This is a genomic window from Hungatella sp. (assembly GCF_046966825.1).
Window position 1 is genome coordinate 1 of record NZ_JBKVCZ010000119.1, and the last position, 19,677, is coordinate 19,677.

Annotated in this window: 21 protein-coding genes and 1 pseudogene; 15 read left to right on the plus strand and 7 right to left on the minus strand. The window is 51.5% G+C overall.

Features of this window, described 5'->3' with window-relative positions; genetic code table 11:
- Positions 1–348 (plus strand): annotated as a pseudogene (locus ACLTD4_RS26025) (hypothetical protein); the annotation flags it as partial.
- 107 nt (positions 349–455) lie between these two features.
- On the opposite strand, the gene ACLTD4_RS26030 reads toward ACLTD4_RS26025, so the two are convergent.
- From ACLTD4_RS26030 to ACLTD4_RS26040, 3 genes are all read right to left on the minus strand, one after another.
- Positions 456–1,199, minus strand: coding sequence for an ABC transporter permease (locus ACLTD4_RS26030; protein WP_320930422.1), 744 nt, complete (start codon positions 1,197–1,199; stop codon positions 456–458).
- Complete coding sequence (locus ACLTD4_RS26035) at positions 1,192–1,920, minus strand: ABC transporter ATP-binding protein (protein ID WP_320930423.1); 729 nt, start codon at positions 1,918–1,920, stop codon at positions 1,192–1,194. The genes ACLTD4_RS26030 and ACLTD4_RS26035 overlap by 8 nt, the downstream gene beginning before the upstream one ends.
- Before the next feature lie 94 nt (positions 1,921–2,014).
- Entirely contained in the window at positions 2,015–2,833 is an 819-nt protein-coding gene (locus ACLTD4_RS26040; protein ID WP_320930424.1) for an IclR family transcriptional regulator, read from the minus strand.
- A gap of 369 nt (positions 2,834–3,202) precedes the next feature.
- Here ACLTD4_RS26040 and ACLTD4_RS26045 point away from each other — a divergent pair, with 369 nt between their 5' ends.
- Genes ACLTD4_RS26045 through ACLTD4_RS26070 form a run of 6 tightly spaced genes read left to right on the plus strand, consistent with a single transcriptional unit; the run spans position 3,203 to position 7,258 of the window.
- Positions 3,203–3,658, plus strand: a complete 456-nt coding sequence (locus tag ACLTD4_RS26045) for a hypothetical protein (protein ID WP_321005834.1) — start codon at positions 3,203–3,205, stop codon at positions 3,656–3,658.
- Positions 3,659–3,700: 42 nt separating this feature from the next.
- On the plus strand, positions 3,701–4,483 hold the full coding sequence (locus ACLTD4_RS26050) for a hypothetical protein (RefSeq protein WP_321005833.1): 783 nt from the start codon (positions 3,701–3,703) through the stop codon (positions 4,481–4,483).
- 15 nt (positions 4,484–4,498) lie between these two features.
- Positions 4,499–5,572, plus strand: a complete 1,074-nt coding sequence (gene buk, locus ACLTD4_RS26055; RefSeq protein ID WP_412331676.1) for a butyrate kinase — start codon at positions 4,499–4,501, stop codon at positions 5,570–5,572.
- The gene (locus ACLTD4_RS26060; RefSeq protein WP_321005832.1) at positions 5,572–6,336 is read left to right on the plus strand and encodes a phosphate acyltransferase; all 765 of its coding nucleotides are present in this window, start codon (positions 5,572–5,574) and stop codon (positions 6,334–6,336) included. Before buk ends, ACLTD4_RS26060 begins: the two co-directional genes overlap by 1 nt.
- Before the next feature lie 14 nt (positions 6,337–6,350).
- Complete coding sequence (locus tag ACLTD4_RS26065) at positions 6,351–6,761, plus strand: peptide deformylase (protein WP_321005831.1); 411 nt, start codon at positions 6,351–6,353, stop codon at positions 6,759–6,761.
- Positions 6,762–6,799: 38 nt separating this feature from the next.
- Positions 6,800–7,258 carry a YaiI/YqxD family protein gene (locus tag ACLTD4_RS26070; RefSeq protein ID WP_321005830.1) on the plus strand — a complete coding sequence of 153 codons (459 nt, stop codon included), beginning with the start codon at positions 6,800–6,802 and terminating at the stop codon, positions 7,256–7,258.
- Positions 7,259–7,284: 26 nt separating this feature from the next.
- Here the strand turns inward: ACLTD4_RS26070 and ACLTD4_RS26075 are convergent, their stop codons facing one another.
- Positions 7,285–7,410, minus strand: a complete 126-nt coding sequence (locus tag ACLTD4_RS26075) for a hypothetical protein (protein WP_412331677.1) — start codon at positions 7,408–7,410, stop codon at positions 7,285–7,287.
- Between the two features lie 86 nt (positions 7,411–7,496).
- Positions 7,497–8,189 carry a DMT family transporter gene (locus ACLTD4_RS26080; protein ID WP_412331678.1) on the minus strand — a complete coding sequence of 231 codons (693 nt, stop codon included), beginning with the start codon at positions 8,187–8,189 and terminating at the stop codon, positions 7,497–7,499.
- A 62-nt stretch (positions 8,190–8,251) separates the two neighbouring features.
- Here ACLTD4_RS26080 and ACLTD4_RS26085 point away from each other — a divergent pair, with 62 nt between their 5' ends.
- Positions 8,252–8,998, plus strand: coding sequence for a cyclic nucleotide-binding domain-containing protein (locus tag ACLTD4_RS26085; RefSeq protein ID WP_321005828.1), 747 nt, complete (start codon positions 8,252–8,254; stop codon positions 8,996–8,998).
- A gap of 121 nt (positions 8,999–9,119) precedes the next feature.
- The gene (locus tag ACLTD4_RS26090; protein WP_321005827.1) at positions 9,120–10,028 is read left to right on the plus strand and encodes an ABC transporter substrate-binding protein; all 909 of its coding nucleotides are present in this window, start codon (positions 9,120–9,122) and stop codon (positions 10,026–10,028) included.
- On the opposite strand, the gene ACLTD4_RS26095 is transcribed toward ACLTD4_RS26090, so the two are convergent.
- Complete coding sequence (locus ACLTD4_RS26095) at positions 9,967–11,481, minus strand: GntR family transcriptional regulator (protein WP_412331679.1); 1,515 nt, start codon at positions 11,479–11,481, stop codon at positions 9,967–9,969. The genes ACLTD4_RS26090 and ACLTD4_RS26095 overlap by 62 nt on opposite strands.
- Positions 11,482–11,660: 179 nt before the next feature.
- Between ACLTD4_RS26095 and ACLTD4_RS26100 the strand changes: the two genes are divergently transcribed.
- Positions 11,661–14,099 carry a response regulator gene (locus ACLTD4_RS26100; RefSeq protein WP_321005786.1) on the plus strand — a complete coding sequence of 813 codons (2,439 nt, stop codon included), beginning with the start codon at positions 11,661–11,663 and terminating at the stop codon, positions 14,097–14,099.
- Between the two features lie 97 nt (positions 14,100–14,196).
- Positions 14,197–15,885 carry an EAL domain-containing response regulator gene (locus ACLTD4_RS26105; RefSeq protein WP_055655154.1) on the plus strand — a complete coding sequence of 563 codons (1,689 nt, stop codon included), beginning with the start codon at positions 14,197–14,199 and terminating at the stop codon, positions 15,883–15,885.
- Here the strand turns inward: ACLTD4_RS26105 and ACLTD4_RS26110 are convergent.
- Positions 15,849–16,331 carry a GNAT family N-acetyltransferase gene (locus tag ACLTD4_RS26110; protein WP_029466085.1) on the minus strand — a complete coding sequence of 161 codons (483 nt, stop codon included), beginning with the start codon at positions 16,329–16,331 and terminating at the stop codon, positions 15,849–15,851. The genes ACLTD4_RS26105 and ACLTD4_RS26110 overlap by 37 nt on opposite strands.
- 146 nt (positions 16,332–16,477) lie before the next feature.
- Between ACLTD4_RS26110 and ACLTD4_RS26115 the strand changes: the two genes are divergently transcribed.
- The 4 genes from ACLTD4_RS26115 to ACLTD4_RS26130 form a co-directional block, all read left to right on the plus strand.
- The gene (locus tag ACLTD4_RS26115; protein WP_055655152.1) at positions 16,478–17,422 is read left to right on the plus strand and encodes a LysR family transcriptional regulator; all 945 of its coding nucleotides are present in this window, start codon (positions 16,478–16,480) and stop codon (positions 17,420–17,422) included.
- Between the two features lie 43 nt (positions 17,423–17,465).
- Entirely contained in the window at positions 17,466–17,744 is a 279-nt protein-coding gene (locus ACLTD4_RS26120) for a type II toxin-antitoxin system HicB family antitoxin (RefSeq protein ID WP_055655672.1), read from the plus strand.
- Between the two features lie 197 nt (positions 17,745–17,941).
- Positions 17,942–19,150 carry an NEW3 domain-containing protein gene (locus ACLTD4_RS26125; RefSeq protein ID WP_025529359.1) on the plus strand — a complete coding sequence of 403 codons (1,209 nt, stop codon included), beginning with the start codon at positions 17,942–17,944 and terminating at the stop codon, positions 19,148–19,150.
- Positions 19,151–19,186: 36 nt separating this feature from the next.
- The coding region (locus ACLTD4_RS26130) for an ABC transporter ATP-binding protein (protein WP_412331680.1) at positions 19,187–19,677 on the plus strand (491 nt) is incomplete at its 3' end.

Here is a 19,677-nt window from a genome sequence, read left to right on the forward strand (position 1 = left end):
TACCACAGCGGAGACAGGGATTATCTGGCGGAAGCGGAGCAGAACGGCATTCCGGCCTGCATCAGACTGACGGAGAGACTTGCAGACCTCAGACAGAAAATCTGGATGGAGGAGTGTAAGGTGTTCGGATACGAGGTGCTGGATATCAGACTGGCCGGAGTGAGGGCGCGCCTGGAATACGCCGGAAAAAGGCTGGCCCAGTATCTTTCCGGTGAGACCGGCTGCCTGCCGGAGCTGGAGGAGAAGAGACTTGTCTATGCGCCGGATCAGAGCGACGGCAGCCATGCGCTGTGCAGCTGTAATTTCTGGCAGAATATTGTCAGCGCGGGGAATATTGCAGGGATATAATGGAAGATGCAGAAGAAACACGGGTTAAAGGAATGGGGACGAATGATTCGTGGGTAAAAAAACTGGTTGAGCCTATGCACTCAACCAGTTTTTTTTTACTACGCCTGTCATTCCCATTTGAAAAATCGAATAGAAACTCCGCCGCAGACGACCGTGATCACCGCCATGACGGCAAGGGAAGCCATCACATTTTCAGCCGGCAGGCCCAGGGATGCAGCCTTCAGCAGCTTAATTCCCTGAGTCAGCGGCAGCAGGTCCGCGAGTTTTTGCAGCACGGCGGGCATCACCTCATACGGAAGCGTGGCGCCGGAAAAGATCAGCATTGGGAAATAGAGTAAGCTTGCAAGAACGCTTGCGATTTTTGTATTAGGAGATACGCCTCCTACCAGCATTCCAATACTGAACATGGAGATCATGACAAGGAAAAATGCGCCCATAAACGGTAGGAAGGCTCCCTGCAGCTTCATGCCGAATAACAGCACAGATACCAGATAGATCAGCACCAGTGCGATCAGGGAATAGATCATGTAAATGGCCACCTGAACCGACAGTAAAAGGACGGGGCTGGACGGCGTGATTTTAAAGCGTTTGAGGATTTTCTTCTGCCGGTAGTCGGAGATTACCAGAGGCAGCCCCATGACACCGCCCGCGCAGACTGCGATTGTGGAGACTGCGCCGAAGGATTGTTCCAGAAAAGTATAGTCCGCGCCGCCAAAAGCCGGTTTCCCGCCGTAAATAATCCCGAGCAGTATAACCACGACCACAGGCATACAGACGGCAAATATGATCATGTCCATTCCACGAAAGGAGAGCTTTAACTCGGTTTTCAGCATCGTAAGAAATTTATTCATCTCCGTCAGCCTCCTCTCCCGTAAACCACAGATACGCCTCTTCCAGCGTATTGCCCGGGCTTAACGCAACCGCTTCGGCTGTTGTACCGCAGAATACGAATGCTCCGTCTTTTAAGATACCGATTCTGTCGCAGAGCTCTTCCACCTCATCCATGAAGTGCGAGGTTAAGAAGATCGTGAGCCCTCTGTCTTTCAGCTCCTGAAGGCTCTTCCACACACTCCTTCTTGCCTTGGTATCAAGGCCGGTGGTCAGTTCATCTAAGAATACCACCTGGGGATCGGGGATTAATGCCAGAACGATAAACAGCCTTTGTTTCTGGCCGCCAGACAGCTCGCTGACGAAATTCCTGGCTTTTTCCTGGAGTCCGAACTGCTTTAACAGTTTTGTGTAGTCGGCCGGACAGTTGTAGAGGCAGGCTGTTTCCTCGCACAGCTCACTCACCCTGATCTTGTCAGGATAATTGGCCTCCTGAAACTGCACGCCAACCTGCTGAAATAAGTTCCTGCGGTCCTTTTGCGGGCTCATTCCCAGAATGGAAATACTGCCGCTATCTGCTTTTTTGGTGCCCAGCATGCACTCGATCGCCGTGCTTTTTCCAGCGCCGTTAGCGCCGAGAAGGCCGTAAACTTCACCTTTGGATACCGTTAAATCAAGATTCCTGATAACATGCAGCGCACCGTATGACTTTGAAAGACCGGATACCTGAATTGTTGTTTTCATACCATTTTCTCCTCTCGTTGTTGTGAGAAGAGAATAGCACACAGATACAGGTTGGTGGGTAAATGGAGGGTTTCTTTTTTATTCAGACCTCCGGTTACGGTGTATCCGGAATGCCGTCAATCATTGCAAATGGTTTCCCGTAAAAACCCAGTTTCCTTGAGATTCGTGTGGAGGCATGCAGCAGGGCGTTTGCGATGAGCTGGTGGTTTTCACGCAGATATTCCGGTGTGCAGGCCACGCTTAAAGCGGCCGCGACATGGCCATCCATATCAAAAACGGGGCATGCGATATCAGCGTGATTGAGACGGTACTCTTCGTATTGTTCCACCCAGAGCCGGCCGCGCAGATTCTTAAGCTCTTTCTCCAGAACGTCTCGGGAGACAATGGTGTGCGGAGTACGGGGGGCGAGGTGGATTCTGCTCAGGATCTCATGCTGCATATGGTCGCTTAAATTGGCGAGAAGAAGCTTACCGTTTGCATTATCATAAGAACCCATCTCATAGCCCACCCTGGATCTTACGTGCTTTGGCGTATCGCCTTCCATCAGTGCGGTGACGATCGCTTTTCCGTTGGTGTTCAGCTCCGCAAGACAGACCGTCTCATGCAGTTGTTCATAAAGTGCGTGCATGAAGGGCTTTGCCACGTCTACAAGGTTCTGGCGTTCCGATACGATGTTACCGTAATTCTTAAATTTATATCCCAGGCAGTATTTGGCCGATTCCGTCTTTAAGACGTAATCACGCTGCTCCAGAGTATAGAGCAGCTTAAATACCGTGCTCTTGTCCAACTCAAGGAGCCTGCCGATCTCAGTGGCTCCAATGTTGTCGCGCACACTCAGAAGGTCTAAGATCTTCAGGGCGTTGTTGACGGAGCTTAATATGTAGGTGTTAGCCGGTGTATTTCCTGATTTCATAAAATCTCTCTTTTCTTGATTAATCACTTATTATATAATTATGTTTTTATTAAAAGGTGTTTTCGTCATTCATTATAGCAGAAACAGATAAAAAAGAGAAGAATGGAAACGTCTGTGTGCATGGTGCCATTTTATAACCAGGATCGCAGCCAATGAATAAAATGCGTTTCTTATACAGAAACATAAAAAGCGTTTTGTTATTCAGAACGAACAGATTAAAATTGAAAAATTGTCTAAATGGCAGAAAATAAAAGGCGAAATTGACATGAGAAATCTTCAATGATACAATAAATTTGTAAAAAATATTTACTATACAGAAACAAAAGTCCGGACTGCGCGTTATGTATAGAAACCAAAGTGGAGGTATATATGAAAGAGCGAAATTACACGATTGAGTTTTACCGGTTTATGTTTGCAATCAATTTCATTCTGGTCCATGCGATTATGATTTTTCCGCTGGGCTATATGGGCTTTACCATGAGCGCGGCAAAGGACGCCTATATTTATGAACAGGCATTTGATGTGATTCTTCCGTTTATGATTTTCTCCGGGTATTTCATGATGCAGGGCTTTAAAAAGAAACAGGCAAAGGGTCTGCTAAACGGTATTTCCCCGGCAAAACAGGCATGGGGATATCTGGCCGGCAGGATAAAGTCCCTGATGCCGCTGTTACTGATCGGTATCTTTGCCGGATGGCTTGCCAATGGACTCTGGAGAGGGTATACTTTAGCACAGTATCCGGAATATTTTATCAGCTGTATCGGTGAGTTTCTGGGATTGCAGATTTCCGGCATCGGTATGGGTAATGGCTTTGTCGGAGCCTAGGGCTCCACCTCGGCAGCGGTTAAACTGCTGTGCAGCACGCCGATGTGGTTTATCTCCGGTGTCTTTATAAGCGGTTATGCCGTTTATTATCTACTGGCTAAGAATGAAGAACACTTTTTAGGATGGATTCTTCCTGTGATCACGATCGTATTTTTGGGAAGCTGCTGGATGACTGACACGCTTCCTCTGTGGAATGTCATTCTGGAGATCGGACAGTTCGCTGTTAATACAGACTTGATTCTCATGTTCATCGGCCTCGGAATCGGATGCGAAATCTGGATTGCGGTTGACGCATTGAAAAAGAAAAACTGGTCCTCCGGCGGTAAGCTTGCCTTATCCGCGGTTCAACTTGTCGCAACTGCGGTAGTTTTAATCAGAACCTGGGTGTCAGTAAATTCTGGATTTATGCAGAACTATTTTAACATCGGATGGGGGCCAACCCTGATTTACTCGATTATTTTCTGTTTCCTGATCCTTCTTGATGTGGATTACGTTTCAAGATGCCCGATTACCCATAATAAAATATGGAAGGTTCCGGGACAGCTGGCGCTATACATATATGTGATTCATTTTCCCGTGCTTATATTTACCGCTCTGGCTCTGGGACTGAAGGGCTCTGCGGCCAGATCCATGGCCAATGGCGTGGTGGTCAGCGAGGATGTGACTCTGGGAATTCTCACACAACCGGATATTCAAAAGCTGTTTCTGACATTTGGATTAACCATCGTTATTTCTATTATCCTGGGATATGCGCTGATGAAGCTTAACACAAAAGTGATTCAGCCATGGCTTGACAAGGCACCCTGGTTTGATACAAAACGGTGAGAATGGGGGATGGATATGGCTTACAAGATTTTGACCTTGAATTTTGGTTCCACCTCCAGCAAAATCGCCTATTTTGAGGACGACAGACTGGTAGTGAGAGGTTCTCTGGAGCATCCAAATGAGGAGCTGGAACGGTTTGCGGATTTCTGGAGCCAGGAACCGTATCGGATTGCTGCCATTCGAAATTTCCTGGAGGAACAGGGGATTCAGGAAGAGAAGATGGATTTAATCGCCTGTTGGGGCGGCCACTGCAAGCCGGGGAAAGGCGGGGCGTATCGGATCACGAAGCAATTTTTAGAACAGGTGAAAAGCGGGCGGTACGGCCACCATCCCTGTGATCTGGCGCCTTTTGCGGCGTACCAGATGGCGGGGGAGAACGGTATGGCGATCTCCATCGACCCGCCCACTATTGACGAATTTAACGCTTTAGCCAGATACACAGGAATTCCCGGCATCACAAGAAAAAGCAGAATGCAGACCCTGAATCAGAAGGCTGTTGCCAGAAAATACGCCGCAGACCACAGAAAAGAGTATGAGGAATGCAGCCTGATTGTCGTTCATATGGGAGGCGGAACCAGTGTGGTCGTCCATGAAAAGGGAGAGATGGTGGATGCGAACAATGGCCTGGATGGGGACGGCCCCTTTGCAACAAACCGGGCGGGAACCGTGCCGGCCGGGGATCTGATCGATCTCTGCTACAGCGGCCGGTACACCCACAAGGAGATGAGAAAGCAGATTACCGGTGAAGCGGGCCTTGTGGCGTATTTAAATGAAAATGACGTACGGAAAATCGAAAAAAGGATTTTGGCTGGCGATGAAAAGGCGAAAGAGGTGTACGATGCCATGCTGTATCAGACGGCGAAACAGATAGCAGCCTTTGCCGCGGTACTCTGTGGAAAAGTCGATGCGGTCCTCCTTACCGGTGGAATCGCAAATTCCCGGTATGCGATCAGTGAAATAGAGAAACGGGTAACGTTTATAGCCCCGGTGATCGCATATCCGGGCGAGCTGGAGATGCAGTCGCTGGGAATGACGGCATACCGGGTCCTGACTGGAAAAGAAGAGATCAGAGAGGTGGAAAAAGATTGATGAACAGCTTTCGCAGTTTTTCAGAGATAGAAGAGTTTGTAACAGGTTCAGGGATTCGAAAAACGATAGCGCTTGCGGGTGCTCACGATTCCTACGCGCTGGATTCTGTGATTCATGCCAGGAAAAAAGGGCTGATCGAAGCGGTTTTGATCGGGCATGCCGGGGAAATCCGGAGGCTTTTAGAGGAACGGGGAGAGCGGGAGGCGGATTATCGCCTGATCGACTGCCAGGGAAATGCGGAGGCGTCAGAGACGGCGGTCCGCCTGGTCCGCAGCGGAGAGGCAGATATGCCGATGAAGGGGCTCCTGCATACCTCGGATTTTATGAGGCCCATTCTGAACAAGGAGACGGGACTTCTGCCTCCCGGGAACCTTTTGTCGCAGGTGACGCTCGTGGAAGATCAAAAGGAACAGAAGCTGTTTCAGATAACAGACTGTGCCATCAACATCGCTCCGAATCTGGAGCAGAAACGGAAAATGATCGAGAATGCGGTCGGTCTCGCCGGATGCCTGGGAGTCAGGCTGCCAAAGGTTGCGGTTGTATCCGCACTGGAGGAGGTCAATCCCAAAATACCGAGTACGGTCGATGCCGCTGACCTGGCAAGAGACAACCGGGAGGGGAGAATCCGCGGCTGCATCGTAGAGGGACCGCTGGGCTTCGATAATGCCGTTTCGAGAGAAGCGGCAGAGCATAAGGGAATTGACAGCCAGGTGGCCGGTCAGGCAGATATTATATCAGGATTTAACACAGTAATCAAAATTTAGGAGAGCGAATCAATATGGTAAGAACCGTTGTAAGAGATGTATTTTTTCTGGCACAGAAATCGGAACCGGCGACAAAGGATGACTTGGGGACAGTACAGGATTTACTGGACACCCTGCAGGCGAATACCGACCACTGCGTGGGCATGGCGGCCAACATGATCGGTGTCAGAAAGAATGTGATTGCCGTTCAGATGGGAATGGTGAACGCAGCCATGCTTAACCCGGTGATTGTCAAAAAAACAGGCCCCTATGAGGCGGAAGAGGGCTGTCTGTCGCTGGGGGGAGTCCGTAGGACTACCCGGTACCAGGAGATCGAAGTGGAGTATCAGGACATTCATTTTTGTAAGCACCGCCAGAAGTATTCCGGATGGATCGCGCAGATCATTCAGCATGAGTGCGACCATTTAAATGGAATCATCATCTAGTATAACGTATTTCAGGAAAAAGTCAGCGAGATAACAGAATGAAAATATTAGTAGATGCGGACGCATGTCCGGTAGTGAGAATTGTGGAACAGACGGCGGAGCGCTATAAGATTCCGGTGGTGCTCTTATGCGACACCAACCATGTGCTTCAGTCTTCCTACAGCGAGATAAAGGTCATCGGAGCGGGCGCGGATGCCGTGGATTTCGCGTTGGTGAATCAGTGCGGCAAAGGGGATATCGTGGTAACCCAGGACTATGGAGTGGCGGCTATGATTCTGGGGAAGGGAGCACATGGAATCCATCAAAGCGGAAAGTGGTACACCAACGAAAACATCGACCAGATGCTGATGGAACGCCATCTGGCCAAGAAGGCCCGTATGGGAAAGGGGAAGCACCATCTGAATGGTCCGGCAAAGAGGACGGTAGAAGACGACGAGCGGTTTCAGGAGTCGTTCAGCAAGTTGATTGAAGTGGTGCTGCACAGCAGCCAGAATTGAAAAGACACCGTACAGCAGCTGATTTTTTAGCTGCTGTACGGTGTCTTTTTTGAAGCCGCACAAACCCGCTCCAGGATCATATTGACCGCAATTCCGGCCGCAATGATCATGCCGCCCCAGAGCGTGGCGCCGGTCTGATAGCTGCCGGCCACGGTATCCAGCAGGATTCCGGTGAAGACCTGGCCGACGAAGACGAGAAGCGTCAGCTGGAATCCCGGTATCTTCGGAACCGTGATATTTAAGACATTACCACCACGACGCCGAGAGCGCCGCCGAAGTAAATCCAGGGACGGAAGCTGCCTCCCGCGGAAGCGGCTGCGGAGGTTCCGCTTGCTGCGGCCACGGCAAAGGCGAGGATTACCGTAATCGGAAGCCCCACCAGATGATTCACCAGCGATCCCTGCAGCGCCCCGGTTTTCTCGGCCAGCCGCGCGTTGGCGGTCCGGGACAGCACCATGGAAATACCGGATGCAAAGGAGATGGCAGCCCCCAGCGCCGCCGTCGTGACAGAGGTATCCAGCATCACAAAGATACCGAACACTGATAAACCCAGGCCGATAAACGCATACCGGGGAAGCGGCCTTTTTTCCATACCGAACAATCCGGAACTGTCAATCACCAGGGACGTAACTGTCTGTCCCAGAAGTCCCAGGGCAATCACGCTCGTGATGCTGATGTAGGTGAAGGCCAGATTTTGAAATACCGTTGTAAAAACACCGATTGCACCGCCGAGATAAATCCATTTGGGCCTGTGAGTCCAGACCGGCTTTCTGTTTTTCTGTGAAGCGCAGAGCAGCAGCGCAAACAAAGAACCGACCGCATGGATAATCGCGGCAGCCGTGAACGCACTGTACTGAACGGACAGATTTCCATTTACGGAAATCATCACGGACAGAATAATACCATTGATAAGGGCTAAAAGCTGATACATGACAGTTCACCTCCTGATATGAGGATAACAGAATATCCGCCCTACCATGTAGGACATTTGTCATGGCATTTTTTCCGGTTTCTGTTATAATAAATAGTAAGACCATAACCAGGTTAAGCGAGGTAATCGATTTGAAAAGACTCCCATTGAGAAAAGAACATGCCGCTCGTCTGGCAGAATACGGTCTGCAGAATATTCCGCTGAACGCCTGCTGCTGTCTGCGGTTTTCGGCAGGAGAAGAGGTGCTGCGTGAAGGGCAGCCTATCGGCTGGCTGTCGATTGTCGTTGACGGCAACGCGAAGGTCTGCCGCACAGCGCCGAACGGCAAGAGCCTGATCCTGTGCTACAACATCTCCCGTGGTTTGATCGGCGAGGTTGAACTGATGACAAGACAGCTCAATGCCACCTGTTCTGTGAAGGCGGTCACGGATTTTGAGTGCATTGCGGTCTCCTATCAGAACTGCCTGGCGGAACTGAAAACGAATCTTGTGCTCCTGAATAAACTGGGAACGGAGCTGGCGGAAAAGCTGACTACCAGTTCAGACAATTTCACATCCACCGCGTTATGCACCGGCGAGCAGCGGCTTTGCGCCTACATTCTTCAGAATTCACACCGGGGCCTCTTCCGCGATACGCTGACGGATGTCTCCTGCTCCGTGGGAATGAGCTATCGCCATATGTTCCGGCTTTTGGGGCAGCTCTGCGAAGAGGGAATACTGGAAAAGAGGGAGAGCGGATATTACATTAAGAATCAAGAGGAGCTGGCACGGCGTTCCCATACGGCTGCCGAGCTTTATCAGAGAGTATAAGAAAAACGGGACCTGTTTTGCCGGAGGCGAAGCGGGCCTCATTTTTTTGTGCATAGAATAGCTGTAAATTTGGACTGAAAATTGTAATTAAGATAGATAGCACAAAGAGAGGAGAAGTTATATGAAACTGAGTAGAATTGGGGCGGCTGCGTTATGCGCGGCACTTTGCCTGGGGACAATGAGCGGCTGTTCTTCCAAAACAGATGGAGCGAATGAGGGGGGAAGCCAGACGGCGGAGAGCCAGACAACAGCGGGACAGACAACAGCAGGCGGAACGGAGGCCGGCGGCGCGGCAGGAAGCGACGAGAAATTTACACTGAAGATTTCCACAACCGGAGAGACAGACGATAATCTGGATCTTGCCATGGCCATGTTCAAGGAACAATACCCGAATGTGGAGTACGAGCTGATTACCAGCCCCTGGAACGAGACGAGAGAAAAGCAGATCATGATGGTAAGCATGGGTGACATACCGGATATCGTAAAGACCGGAGGATGGGCCCAGGAGTTCTTTAAAGATGGAATGCTGATGGATCTTACAGATGAAGTGAAAAACTGGGATATCTATCCGCGTCTCACCGAGGGACGGCTTCAGAGAATGTCCTATGGGGACCAGATCTGTGCAATGAACTATAATACCAATACCATGTTTATATTCTATAATAAGGAACTCTTAGAGAAGATTGGAGCGGAGGTTCCGAAGACATTTGAAGATTTAAAGGCGATCGGTGAGAAGATTGTAGCGGAAGGAATTACGACAGAAGACGGACAGAAGGTCTACGCTACCAATATTCCTACCAACAACACATGGGAATTATCACCGTGGGTTTTCTCCATGCGAGCCGAGTACATGAATGAGGACTATTCTCAGGTCGTGATCGATTCCCCGGAATCGAATACCGGAGCAGAAAATACTGATGGAGCTGTACCCCCCCTGGTTCGTGTGATCGAACCGGGGGTTCTTTTGTTTAGCTGTCCGATGGCAGTTCCTTATCAGCGGTCCTGGACTCCGGCCCATCCCCGTCCGTAAGAAACAGCCGTATGGCCGGTGAGAGTCGGAGCTCTTCCGGCTGAATGCCATGCCGGATTAAGTAGCGCTTCGCGGCCGGGAACTGTCTGGTAAGAAAATCCTTTACATCGGCAGCGCACTGCTCAATATCATCTTCCTTCAGATGCATGACCAGGGATTCCGCAAAATGCTGCGTTGCCCTCTGCAAATCCGGCAAAGCTCCGGAGGACGCCTTTAAAGGATATCCCCAGAGGAACAGATGATAGACGGTCCGGTAGATCTCCCGGATACCGGCAAGATGGCTGTATTGGCTGACATGGATCAAGTAACACCAGAAGGAGAGCTCCCCGCGTCTGGTAATCAGGCATTCTTCCAGACACCCGGTCAGCGCGGCTTTTCTGTCCGGACTCAAAGCGGTCAGAAAAGACCGGGTCACCCCATCACAGGAATAGATCAGAATCTCAAAGGATTGAACGAAAAATGCCAGATTCCGCCGTACTGCGGGGCTATTAAAATCCGGTGGATCGCAGGGGAACCCCAAGGTGAAGATGCGGGTGCCCTTACCGTTGATGGTGCGGCAGGCGCCGGCCTGGCTCAGCATGGCAATGGTGCGGCGCAGCGTGCTGACGGATACACCGTATTTTTCCGCCAGCTTCTCATAGGAAGGCAGATACTGCACTTCCCGGTATTCCCCCAGATAGATGTCATGGAGGATCTGGGAAGCGAGATTGTAGCAGATCTGCGGGCGGTTGTGGTACACACGCCAGACAAAGGGGATCTGCGACTCCTTCGGCAGAGGGCGTATGTATGGCCCCAGAGCTTTTTGGATCGCATGGATATCACTTTGCTGGTACTCCAGGAGGGCGGCCTGTACACCCTTCCAGTCTTTATCATATACACGGCTCATCAAAACCTTTAACCGTCTGCGCACCAGACCAGTATCAAAATGGATGGGCTGCGGTTCCAGCCTGGCAAAGGGGAACCCCTGATACAGGGTAGTCTCCCAAAAAAGGTTTAAAGCCAGCGGATTCTCTATTTTCTGGAGGACACAGCAGTAGAAATGGACCAGGTCGTCGGCCTCCGCCCTCTCTTCCAGATGGGAAAGCAAAGCCAGATCTTCCTCGTCCATCCGTTTCAGCCCCTCCACCAGCATGGGGATAAACACCAGCTCAGCAGAGGAGTAGAGATCGTAATAATCAGCCCACCGCTCGGAAAAATAGTTCAGGATGAAGTCCACAGCCCCCTGCCTTGTCTGCTGAAAGGTGACGGTGGTAACCGTGCCGTTATGCATGGAGATATAGCCTTCTGCGCGCAGACGCCGCAGGGCGGCCTTCACGGTCTGGGCAGAGACATTGAATTCACGGCAGAGGATATCGATAGAAGGGAGTGTATTCCCGTATTTGTAATAGAGAGAGTGAAAACGTACAAGAAAGTATTCGTATATCAGGTTCGAGTATTGATTATCATTGACCAACTGTTTTTTTACCTCCCATAGTGCAGTGCGTTTTCTGTTATTTTATCATTCCGCGGCCGATAATACCAGATGTCCGTTGAGTTTTAGGACATTTTATGCTAAGATGAAAGGAACTAATATGAACAAGGTGGTCGGAGATTGTTGATGCATCATGAAGACGGCCAGGGAGGTATCTGATAATGACAGAACAGGAAAAAGAGAGCGCTGCCGGGAGCAGCAGTCAGGACATACTGGCCGCCGGCTATGAATACAACACACTGATGCATCTGCTGAAGGTCAGCGTGAGCAAGCACCTGCTGGATGAACATTTTACACTGATCTGGGCCAACGAGTTCTATTATGATATGATTGGATGGCCCAAGGAGGAATATGAAAAAGCATATCATAACAGGCCCGACCTGTATTATCAGAGTGATCCGTCGCTGTGGACAGAGCTTACGGAGACGGTCCTGGCCGCATTAAACGCTGGGGAAGGCGGGTATCAGCTGGTCACCCGGATGCGCAGGAGGAACGGTGATTTCGTCTGGGTACAGTTATCGACTCAGTTTGCCAGGGAGTACATAAACGGCTATCAGGTTGCATATTCGGTCATGACCAATATTGACAATCTGGTAAAGATACAGAAAGAGCAGTCCGTGACATACGAGAGCCTGCCGGGATTTGTAGCAAAATACCGCATTGACCCGGACATGAACTTAACACTCCTTTCCGCCAATGCACGCTTCATGGAGTATTTCGGTGAAGCGGGGGAGAGCAGTCCCCTGTACCAGCGCAATATCGACGTCAATATGGAGATCATTTTAAAGTATGGGGAGGAGATTCGGAAAGGCGCTCCTGTACATTTTGTCATATCCGTTAAAGCCCGGTCCGGTCAGAATATGTATCTCCAGGTCAATGCCACCTGCGTCGACTGGCAGAACGGCAGCCCGGTCTATCTTGCTATCTTTATCGATATCACCGATGTGACGGAGCTGCGGGAGATGCAGAAGAAGCTGACGGAGCAGGCGGAAGCCTTAAAGGATGCCCTGGCGGTGGCGGAACATGCGAATCAGGCGAAGACGGATTTCCTTTCCAGGATGAGCCACGAGATCCGCACGCCCATGAACGCCATCCTCGGGATGACCACCATTGCGGCGGCTTACATCGACGACCAGAAGCGGGTGGAGGACTGCCTCGAAAAGATCGGCTATTCCTCCAAGCATCTGATGGCACTGATTAACGACGTCCTGGATATGTCCAAAATCTCCGAGGGAAAGGTCAGGATTGCCCAGGAGACCTTTAATCTGGAAACTGTGGTGGAGTCCATCTCCTCCATTATATATCCGCAGGCGGATGCCAAAGGACTGATATTTACCGTACCGTTGATCGACTTATCAGAGACAGTCATGATTGGTGATTCCCTGAGACTGAATCAGATTCTGCTGAATCTGCTGTCCAACGCCCTGAAATTCACGCCTGCAGGCGGAACGATCCGTCTTGAGATCCGTCAGCTCCAGAGGACGGAGGACAGGATGCGCCTTCGTTTTACCGTCAGTGATACGGGAACGGGCATGAGCGGGAAGTTTCTGGACCGCCTGTTTGTTCCCTTCGAGCAGGAGAATTTAGGCGCCGCCCAGACACTCGGAGGCACCGGACTGGGAATGCCGATCACAAAGAACCTGGTCACTCTGATGGGCGGTACCATCACCGTGAAGAGTGAGGTGGGAAAAGGAACCGTGTTTACCGTTGAACTGGATTTTCAAACGCCGCCGGATAAAGACAGGGTGATCCCGCAGAAACAGCACGAACTGGAATCGCTTAAGGTGCTGATCGCGGATGACGACAGGGACAGCTGCATTCATGCGTCGCTGATGCTGAAGAAGATGGGGATTCTGTCTGACTGGGTACTGACCGGACAGGAGTGTGTGAACCGGATTCGTGAATCCCACCAAAGCGGTACGGACTACGACGTGTGCCTCGCAGATTTGAAAATGCCGGATATCGACGGCGTTGAGGTGGCCCGCAGGGTGAGGGCGGAGGTAGGGCCGGAAACAACCATCATTATTATAACGGCCTACGACTGGACGAATGTGGAAGTGCGCGCGCGGGAAGCGGGTGTGGATATGTTCCTGACCAAGCCGGTCTTTGCCTCCACACTTTATAATGCCCTTCTGTCCGTAACCGGAATTGACAGAGCGGTCCGCGTTCCCGCTGAGAAGAACCACCGCCCCGAACTGGCGGGCCATCACGTGCTGCTGGCGGAGGATAATGATTTAAACCGTGAGATAGCGGTGGAGCTGCTGCAGATGATCGGAATCACGGTGGACTGGGCGGAAAACGGCAGGGCAGCCCTGGACAAATTCCTGTCAGACGGGGACACCTACGATCTGATCCTGATGGATGTGCAGATGCCGGTGATGGACGGATACCAGGCAACGGCTGCGATCCGCAGCTCCGGGCATGAGAGAGCCGGGACGATACCGATTATCGCCATGACGGCGGACGCCTTTCATGAAGATATTGTAAAGGCGGAGACGGCGGGGATGAACGGACATCTGGCAAAGCCGATTGATCCGGAGCTGCTGTATGAGACCGTGGCAGAATATTTGACATGTGTTGCAGAAGATCACTTGTGCTGAGCAGTCTCTTTTGGTATAATAAACTGGACCGGTCATGGACAGAGCAGCCGGTGTACCTTTCTGTCCATGGCAGCCCGAAGAAAAGAGGAAATAATACATGCCCGCAAATAAGACTATTCTGGTCGTGGAAGATAATGAAATCAATCGTTTGATGTTAAGTGAGCTGCTCTCTCTGGAATATACGGTTCTGGAAGCGGAAAACGGGCAGCAGGCCCTCGATGTTCTGGAGAAAAGAAAGGATGAGATTTCCCTGATTCTGCTGGACATCACCATGCCTGTGATGGATGGATATACGTTCCTGTCGATTGCGAAGGCCGATCCGGCCCTGGCCTCCATCCCTGTGATTGTCACGACGCAGAGCGACAGCGAGGCGGATGAGGTGGCGGCCCTGTCCCATGGGGCCACCGATTACGTGGCAAAACCATATAAGCCCCAGATTATCCGGCACCGGGTGGCGAGCATCATCCATTTACGGGAAACCGCCGCCATGATCAATCAGTTTCAGTACGACCGGCTTACCGGCCTCTACAGCAAGGAATTCTTCTATCAGCGCGTGAGGGAAACTCTCCGCCAGAATCCGGGGCGGAACTATTACATCATCTGCTCCGATATTGAGAATTTCAAGCTGATTAACGATGTATTCGGTGTGGCCGCCGGAGACCGGCTGTTGTGCGGGATTGCGGATATGTACCGGAGACAGGTGGGAGAACGCGGGATCTGCGGGCGCCTGAGCGCGGACCAGTTCGCGTGCCTGCTGGAATTTGACCAGGAGTTTACGGCGGAGATGTTTATCCGGGCCAGTGATGAGATCAATAAGCTTCAGAATGCTAAAAATGTCGCGGTGAAATGGGGGATTTATTCCGTCGAGAGCCAGACGGTGACGGTGGATCAGATGTGCGACCGCGCCCTTCTGGCCGCGCGCAGTATCAAGGGCCAGTACGGAATCTATTTTGCCGCCTACGATGATAAGCTTCGGGATGAACTGCTGCGGCAGCAGGCCATCATAGACAGCATGGAGACGGCTCTGGAAGAAGGCCAGTTTTTAGTCTATCTGCAGCCGAAATACAGGATCTGTGATGAGACCATGGCCGGAGCCGAGGCGCTGGTGCGCTGGAAGCATCCGGAATGGGGCTTCCAGTCGCCGGCGGAATTTATACCGTTGTTTGAAAAGAACGGATTCATCACAAAACTGGATCAGTATGTATGGGATAAGACCTGCTGTTATCTGCGCAGGTGGGACGATGAGGGCTACCCGCCCGTGCCTGTCTCCGTGAACGTATCCCGTGCGGATATCTATCACGCGGATATTGCGGATATCATGATGCGCACCGTCAGTAAATACGGCCTGACGCCTTCCCGGCTCCATCTTGAGATTACGGAAAGCGCCTACACGGAGGACCCGGGACAGATCATCGAGACGGTCAGCCATCTGCGGGAGCTGGGCTTTGTCATCGAAATGGACGATTTCGGAAGCGGCTATTCGTCCCTGAATATGCTGAATCAGATGCCGATCGATATCCTGAAGCTGGATATGACATTTATCCGGAGTGAGACGGCGAAACCTGCGGATCAGGGCGTGCTGCAGTTTATTATGGAGCTTGCCCGCCGGATGCACTTAAGCGTGGTGGCAGAGGGCGTGGAGACAAAGGAACAGCTGGATCGTCTCGGCGAGACCGGATGCGACTATGTGCAGGGCTATTATTTTGCCAGGCCTATGCCCGCAGGAGATTTTGAAAGGCTGATGAGGGATCAGATTTCCAGCCGGAAAAAATCACTGTCCTCATAAGGAAAGTCATAAACCACCGGTACGTCCGCTCTCTCTATTTTCGTAAATCCGGCCCTTTCATAAAATTTATGGGCACGGTCCGTATTTTTCGGCGTATCCAGAATCAGCTGCTTCACGCCGTGGGTTCTCGCATAATCCAGAAGAGTTCCGTAAAGCTGCCTGCCCAGGTGGCAGGGGGCGCCCCGGTAGGGCTCATAGACAAAGAATTTTTTCAAAACAGCGGTTCCATCGCCAAACTTCATCAGGCCGATGCTGCCCGCTGTTTTTCCGTTATCCTTTGCCACCCAGAAGTTACCGCCGCCGTCCATATACTTTTCCGGAATACGGCGCAGCTCCGGCTGATCGTCTACCGACACAGACGGGCGGGTTCCATCGTTCTGGCAGTGCAGGACAAGGCGTATCACCTCTTCCCTGTCTTCATCGGAATAGGTTCTGATTTCTATCATAATATCTTACCTCCCTAAAATGATCTGTAAATTCTTGACGTTCCACCTTCTCTATACTATAATAGCGGAAAAAGAAGCTTCGGTCTAATAGATAATAAGAAACTGATAATTCGATATTACTGAACTATTTTGGAAAGGCGCACCATATGGAGCTGAAATACTTAACCACCTTCAAAACCATTCTCGAGACCGGCAGTTTTCAAAAAGCGGCGGAGCGGCTGAATTACGCTCAGTCCACCATCACCCTGCAGATGCAGCTGCTGGAGCAGGAACTGTCTGTCAAGCTGTTTGAAAAAATCGGACGGAGGATGGAGCTGACTCAGGCCGGGGAAGGGCTGCTGCCTTATATCGACGCGGTTTTGGAGGCCGTCCGGCAGATGGAGAATTACGGAAAGTGCGGCCATCTGCTGGCTGGCACCCTGAGAATCGCCATGCCGGAGACGCTGCTGTCGTATCAGATGCACCAGGTCTTAAGTGCGTTTCGCAAACTGGCCCCAGATGTAAAGCTGTCTCTCCGGACGCCCAACTGCTACGAGATACGTGAGCAGATCATCAGCGGCATCGTGGATCTTGGGGTGCATTACGATATCGGCGGTTACGGTGCCTCCCTCGTTGTCGAGAAGCTGCGTGACTACCAGCTGGTTTTAGCAGGCAGCATGGAACTGAAGCAGGAAGCGTGTGATTTCATAACGAAGGGCCAGAGAAAGGATATCTGCCTGCTGACCATGGACAAAAACAGCTTATACCACAGACAGTTTGAGGAATACTTGAGAAAATCAGACATCACCCTGAACGGAGAGATGGAGCTTGTCAGTACGGAAGCCATAAAACGAAGTGTCGCCGGGAATCTGGGCGTCGCCTACCTGCCGCGTTTTACGGTGGACGAGGAGCTGCGGTGCGGGCTGATCCGGGAGCTTCCCGTTTCCATAGAGAATAACAGGATCACCACGGTATGCACCTATCATAAAAATAAGTGGGTTACGCCGGCAATCGATCTGTTTATCAGCCTGCTGAGAGAACAGGCGGCAGCCGGCGGCGTGTACAGTGACGAAGAAGCTTCTGATAAAAATCTGTACAATGGGGCAGAATAAGTATATAATAATACTGTTTATCATATTTGCGGAGGAATTGATTATGACATTTACTTACCCTGCTGTTTTTACGCCCCATAGGGACGATAAGGGATATCACGTGGAATTTCCGGACTTAAAGTGTTGTGAGGCGGATGGACCGGATCTGGAAGATGCTGTTGAGAATGCGAGAGAGGCGGCTTATAACTGGCTCTATCTGGAGGTGGAAGAGGGAACCTACGAGTTTCCAACCCAGACGCATCCGACAGACATAAAGCTGGAGGAGGGAGCCTTCCTGAAATACATTATGGTCACCATAAAGCTCCTGCCCGATAACGATTAATGTGGTCCGACAGCCCGGGAACCTGGCCGGGCGGCTTATAAAAGAGACGGCGGCAGAACGTTGCATGAAAAACGTTCTGCCGCCGTCTCTTTGTTTCACAGTATTTTCAAACTTATTAAAGGTTCATTAAAGGTTTCTTCGATATGATCTTCTTAAGAAAAATACGGATGCCGAAGACGCATCAAAAGGAGGATATTATGGAGGAAGCAATTGTAAGCAAACGAAACGAAAAAAGAAGGGTATGGGCTTTTCTGGCTGTTTTTCTGGCGGCGGCGCTTTTCCTGTTCCTGAATGTACATACGGCGTATGCGGCCGAGGGCCTGAAGCTGAGCACCGATTATCCCGGAATATCCGTTAAGCCCGGGGATAACTTAAATATCCCGGTCACACTGGATAATTACACCGGCTCCGGTCTGGATGCAGATGTTAAAGTGTCCGCCATGCCCGACGGCTGGGAGGGATACCTCCAGGGCGGTAATTACCAGGTAAGCCGCATCCATGTAAAGAACGGCGAGGCCGGAGCAGAAATGACGCTTCATGTAACCGTACCAAAGGAACTGACAGAGGGAACCTACGTAGTCGAGGTAGGCGCCTCCTCGGCAAGCGGCCTCTCCGACACACTGTCCATCTCCTTCCTTGTCAATGAGATGAAGGCGGGAAAGGGAAGCTTTACCTCGGAGTATCCGCAGCAGGAAGGAACCACCGGAACCAACTTCAGCTTCAGCACCACGCTGATTAACAACGGACTGAAGAGCCAGTCCTACAGCCTCTCTTCCAACGCGCCGGCAGGCTGGAACGTGAGCTTCACCCCAACGGGAGAGACCACAAAGGTGGCGGCGATCGAGGTGGAATCCAGCACCAGCAAGGGCATGACCGTGTCCGTCACACCGCCGGAGGGAATCGCCGCCGGGGAATACGATATTTCATGCAGCGCGGTTTCCGCGGAGGAGACTCTCAGCACGGATTTAAAGGTGGTGATCACCGGCAGCTACGGCCTGAAGGTGGGAACACCGGATGGGCGGCTGAGTTTTGATGCCTATGCGGGAAAAGAATCGGACGTAACCTTGAATGTGACGAATACAGGCAATGTGGATTTACAGGATGTGTCCTTAAATTCCTCCCTGCCATCCGGATGGACCGTAACCTATAACCTGGAAAACAACGTGATCCCGTCTATTCCCGCCGGTTCCACGACGGAAGTCATCGCCCACGTAAAACCGGGCTCTGAGGCCATCACCGGAGACTATGTGAATACCTTTACGGCAAAATGTGAGCAGGCGGAATCCAGCGCGGATTTCCGTGTGTCCGTGAAGACCAGTACCATCTGGGGCATCGTGGCGGTCGTAATCATCCTGTGTACCGCAGGCGGACTGGGCTACGTATTCCGTAAATACGGCAGAAGATAGCCGAAAGCGCTGTCACGCCGGAAAGGGGTCATTGTTATGGACATTGCTGCAAATTATGAAGATGAAATGATGATAAAAACGGACCATTTAACCAAGGCTTACGGGGAAAAGAAGGCGGTCAGCGACCTGTCGCTGTCCATTCGCAGGGGAGAGGTATTCGGGCTTCTGGGGCCCAATGGGGCCGGAAAGACGACCACGACCCTGATGCTCTTAGGTCTGACGGAGCCGACGGCCGGGAGCGCCTCGATCGATGGTAAGGACTGCACCAGACAGGCCATCGAGGTGAAACGGATGGTAGGATATTTACCGGACAACGTGGGCTTTTATTCCGATATGACCGGCCGGGAGAATCTCCGGTTTACGGGGCAGTTAAACGGGCTGCCGAAGAAGGTGATTGAAGACCGGATCGGAGATCTGCTGGAGAAAGTCGGCATGACCGGGGCTGCGGACCAGAAGACGGGAACGTATTCCCGGGGCATGAAGCAGCGTCTGGGAATCGCGGACGTACTGATGAAGGACCCCAAGGT

Bases quoted from the DNA above. Each gene is read 5' to 3' on its own strand.
- ACLTD4_RS26030 (WP_320930422.1), bottom strand. From the start codon at position 1,199: ATGAATAAATTTCTTACGATGCTGAAAACCGAGTTAAAGCTCTCCTTT.
- ACLTD4_RS26035 (WP_320930423.1), bottom strand. From the start codon at position 1,920: ATGAAAACAACAATTCAGGTATCCGGTCTTTCAAAGTCATACGGTGCG.
- ACLTD4_RS26040 (WP_320930424.1), bottom strand. From the start codon at position 2,833: ATGAAATCAGGAAATACACCGGCTAACACCTACATATTAAGCTCCGTC.
- ACLTD4_RS26045 (WP_321005834.1), top strand. From the start codon at position 3,203: ATGAAAGAGCGAAATTACACGATTGAGTTTTACCGGTTTATGTTTGCA.
- ACLTD4_RS26050 (WP_321005833.1), top strand. From the start codon at position 3,701: ATGTGGTTTATCTCCGGTGTCTTTATAAGCGGTTATGCCGTTTATTAT.
- buk (WP_412331676.1), top strand. From the start codon at position 4,499: ATGGCTTACAAGATTTTGACCTTGAATTTTGGTTCCACCTCCAGCAAA.
- ACLTD4_RS26060 (WP_321005832.1), top strand. From the start codon at position 5,572: ATGAACAGCTTTCGCAGTTTTTCAGAGATAGAAGAGTTTGTAACAGGT.
- ACLTD4_RS26065 (WP_321005831.1), top strand. From the start codon at position 6,351: ATGGTAAGAACCGTTGTAAGAGATGTATTTTTTCTGGCACAGAAATCG.
- ACLTD4_RS26070 (WP_321005830.1), top strand. From the start codon at position 6,800: ATGAAAATATTAGTAGATGCGGACGCATGTCCGGTAGTGAGAATTGTG.
- ACLTD4_RS26080 (WP_412331678.1), bottom strand. From the start codon at position 8,189: ATGTATCAGCTTTTAGCCCTTATCAATGGTATTATTCTGTCCGTGATG.
- ACLTD4_RS26085 (WP_321005828.1), top strand. From the start codon at position 8,252: ATGGCATTTTTTCCGGTTTCTGTTATAATAAATAGTAAGACCATAACC.
- ACLTD4_RS26090 (WP_321005827.1), top strand. From the start codon at position 9,120: ATGAAACTGAGTAGAATTGGGGCGGCTGCGTTATGCGCGGCACTTTGC.
- ACLTD4_RS26100 (WP_321005786.1), top strand. From the start codon at position 11,661: ATGACAGAACAGGAAAAAGAGAGCGCTGCCGGGAGCAGCAGTCAGGAC.
- ACLTD4_RS26105 (WP_055655154.1), top strand. From the start codon at position 14,197: ATGCCCGCAAATAAGACTATTCTGGTCGTGGAAGATAATGAAATCAAT.
- ACLTD4_RS26110 (WP_029466085.1), bottom strand. From the start codon at position 16,331: ATGATAGAAATCAGAACCTATTCCGATGAAGACAGGGAAGAGGTGATA.
- ACLTD4_RS26115 (WP_055655152.1), top strand. From the start codon at position 16,478: ATGGAGCTGAAATACTTAACCACCTTCAAAACCATTCTCGAGACCGGC.
- ACLTD4_RS26120 (WP_055655672.1), top strand. From the start codon at position 17,466: ATGACATTTACTTACCCTGCTGTTTTTACGCCCCATAGGGACGATAAG.
- ACLTD4_RS26125 (WP_025529359.1), top strand. From the start codon at position 17,942: ATGGAGGAAGCAATTGTAAGCAAACGAAACGAAAAAAGAAGGGTATGG.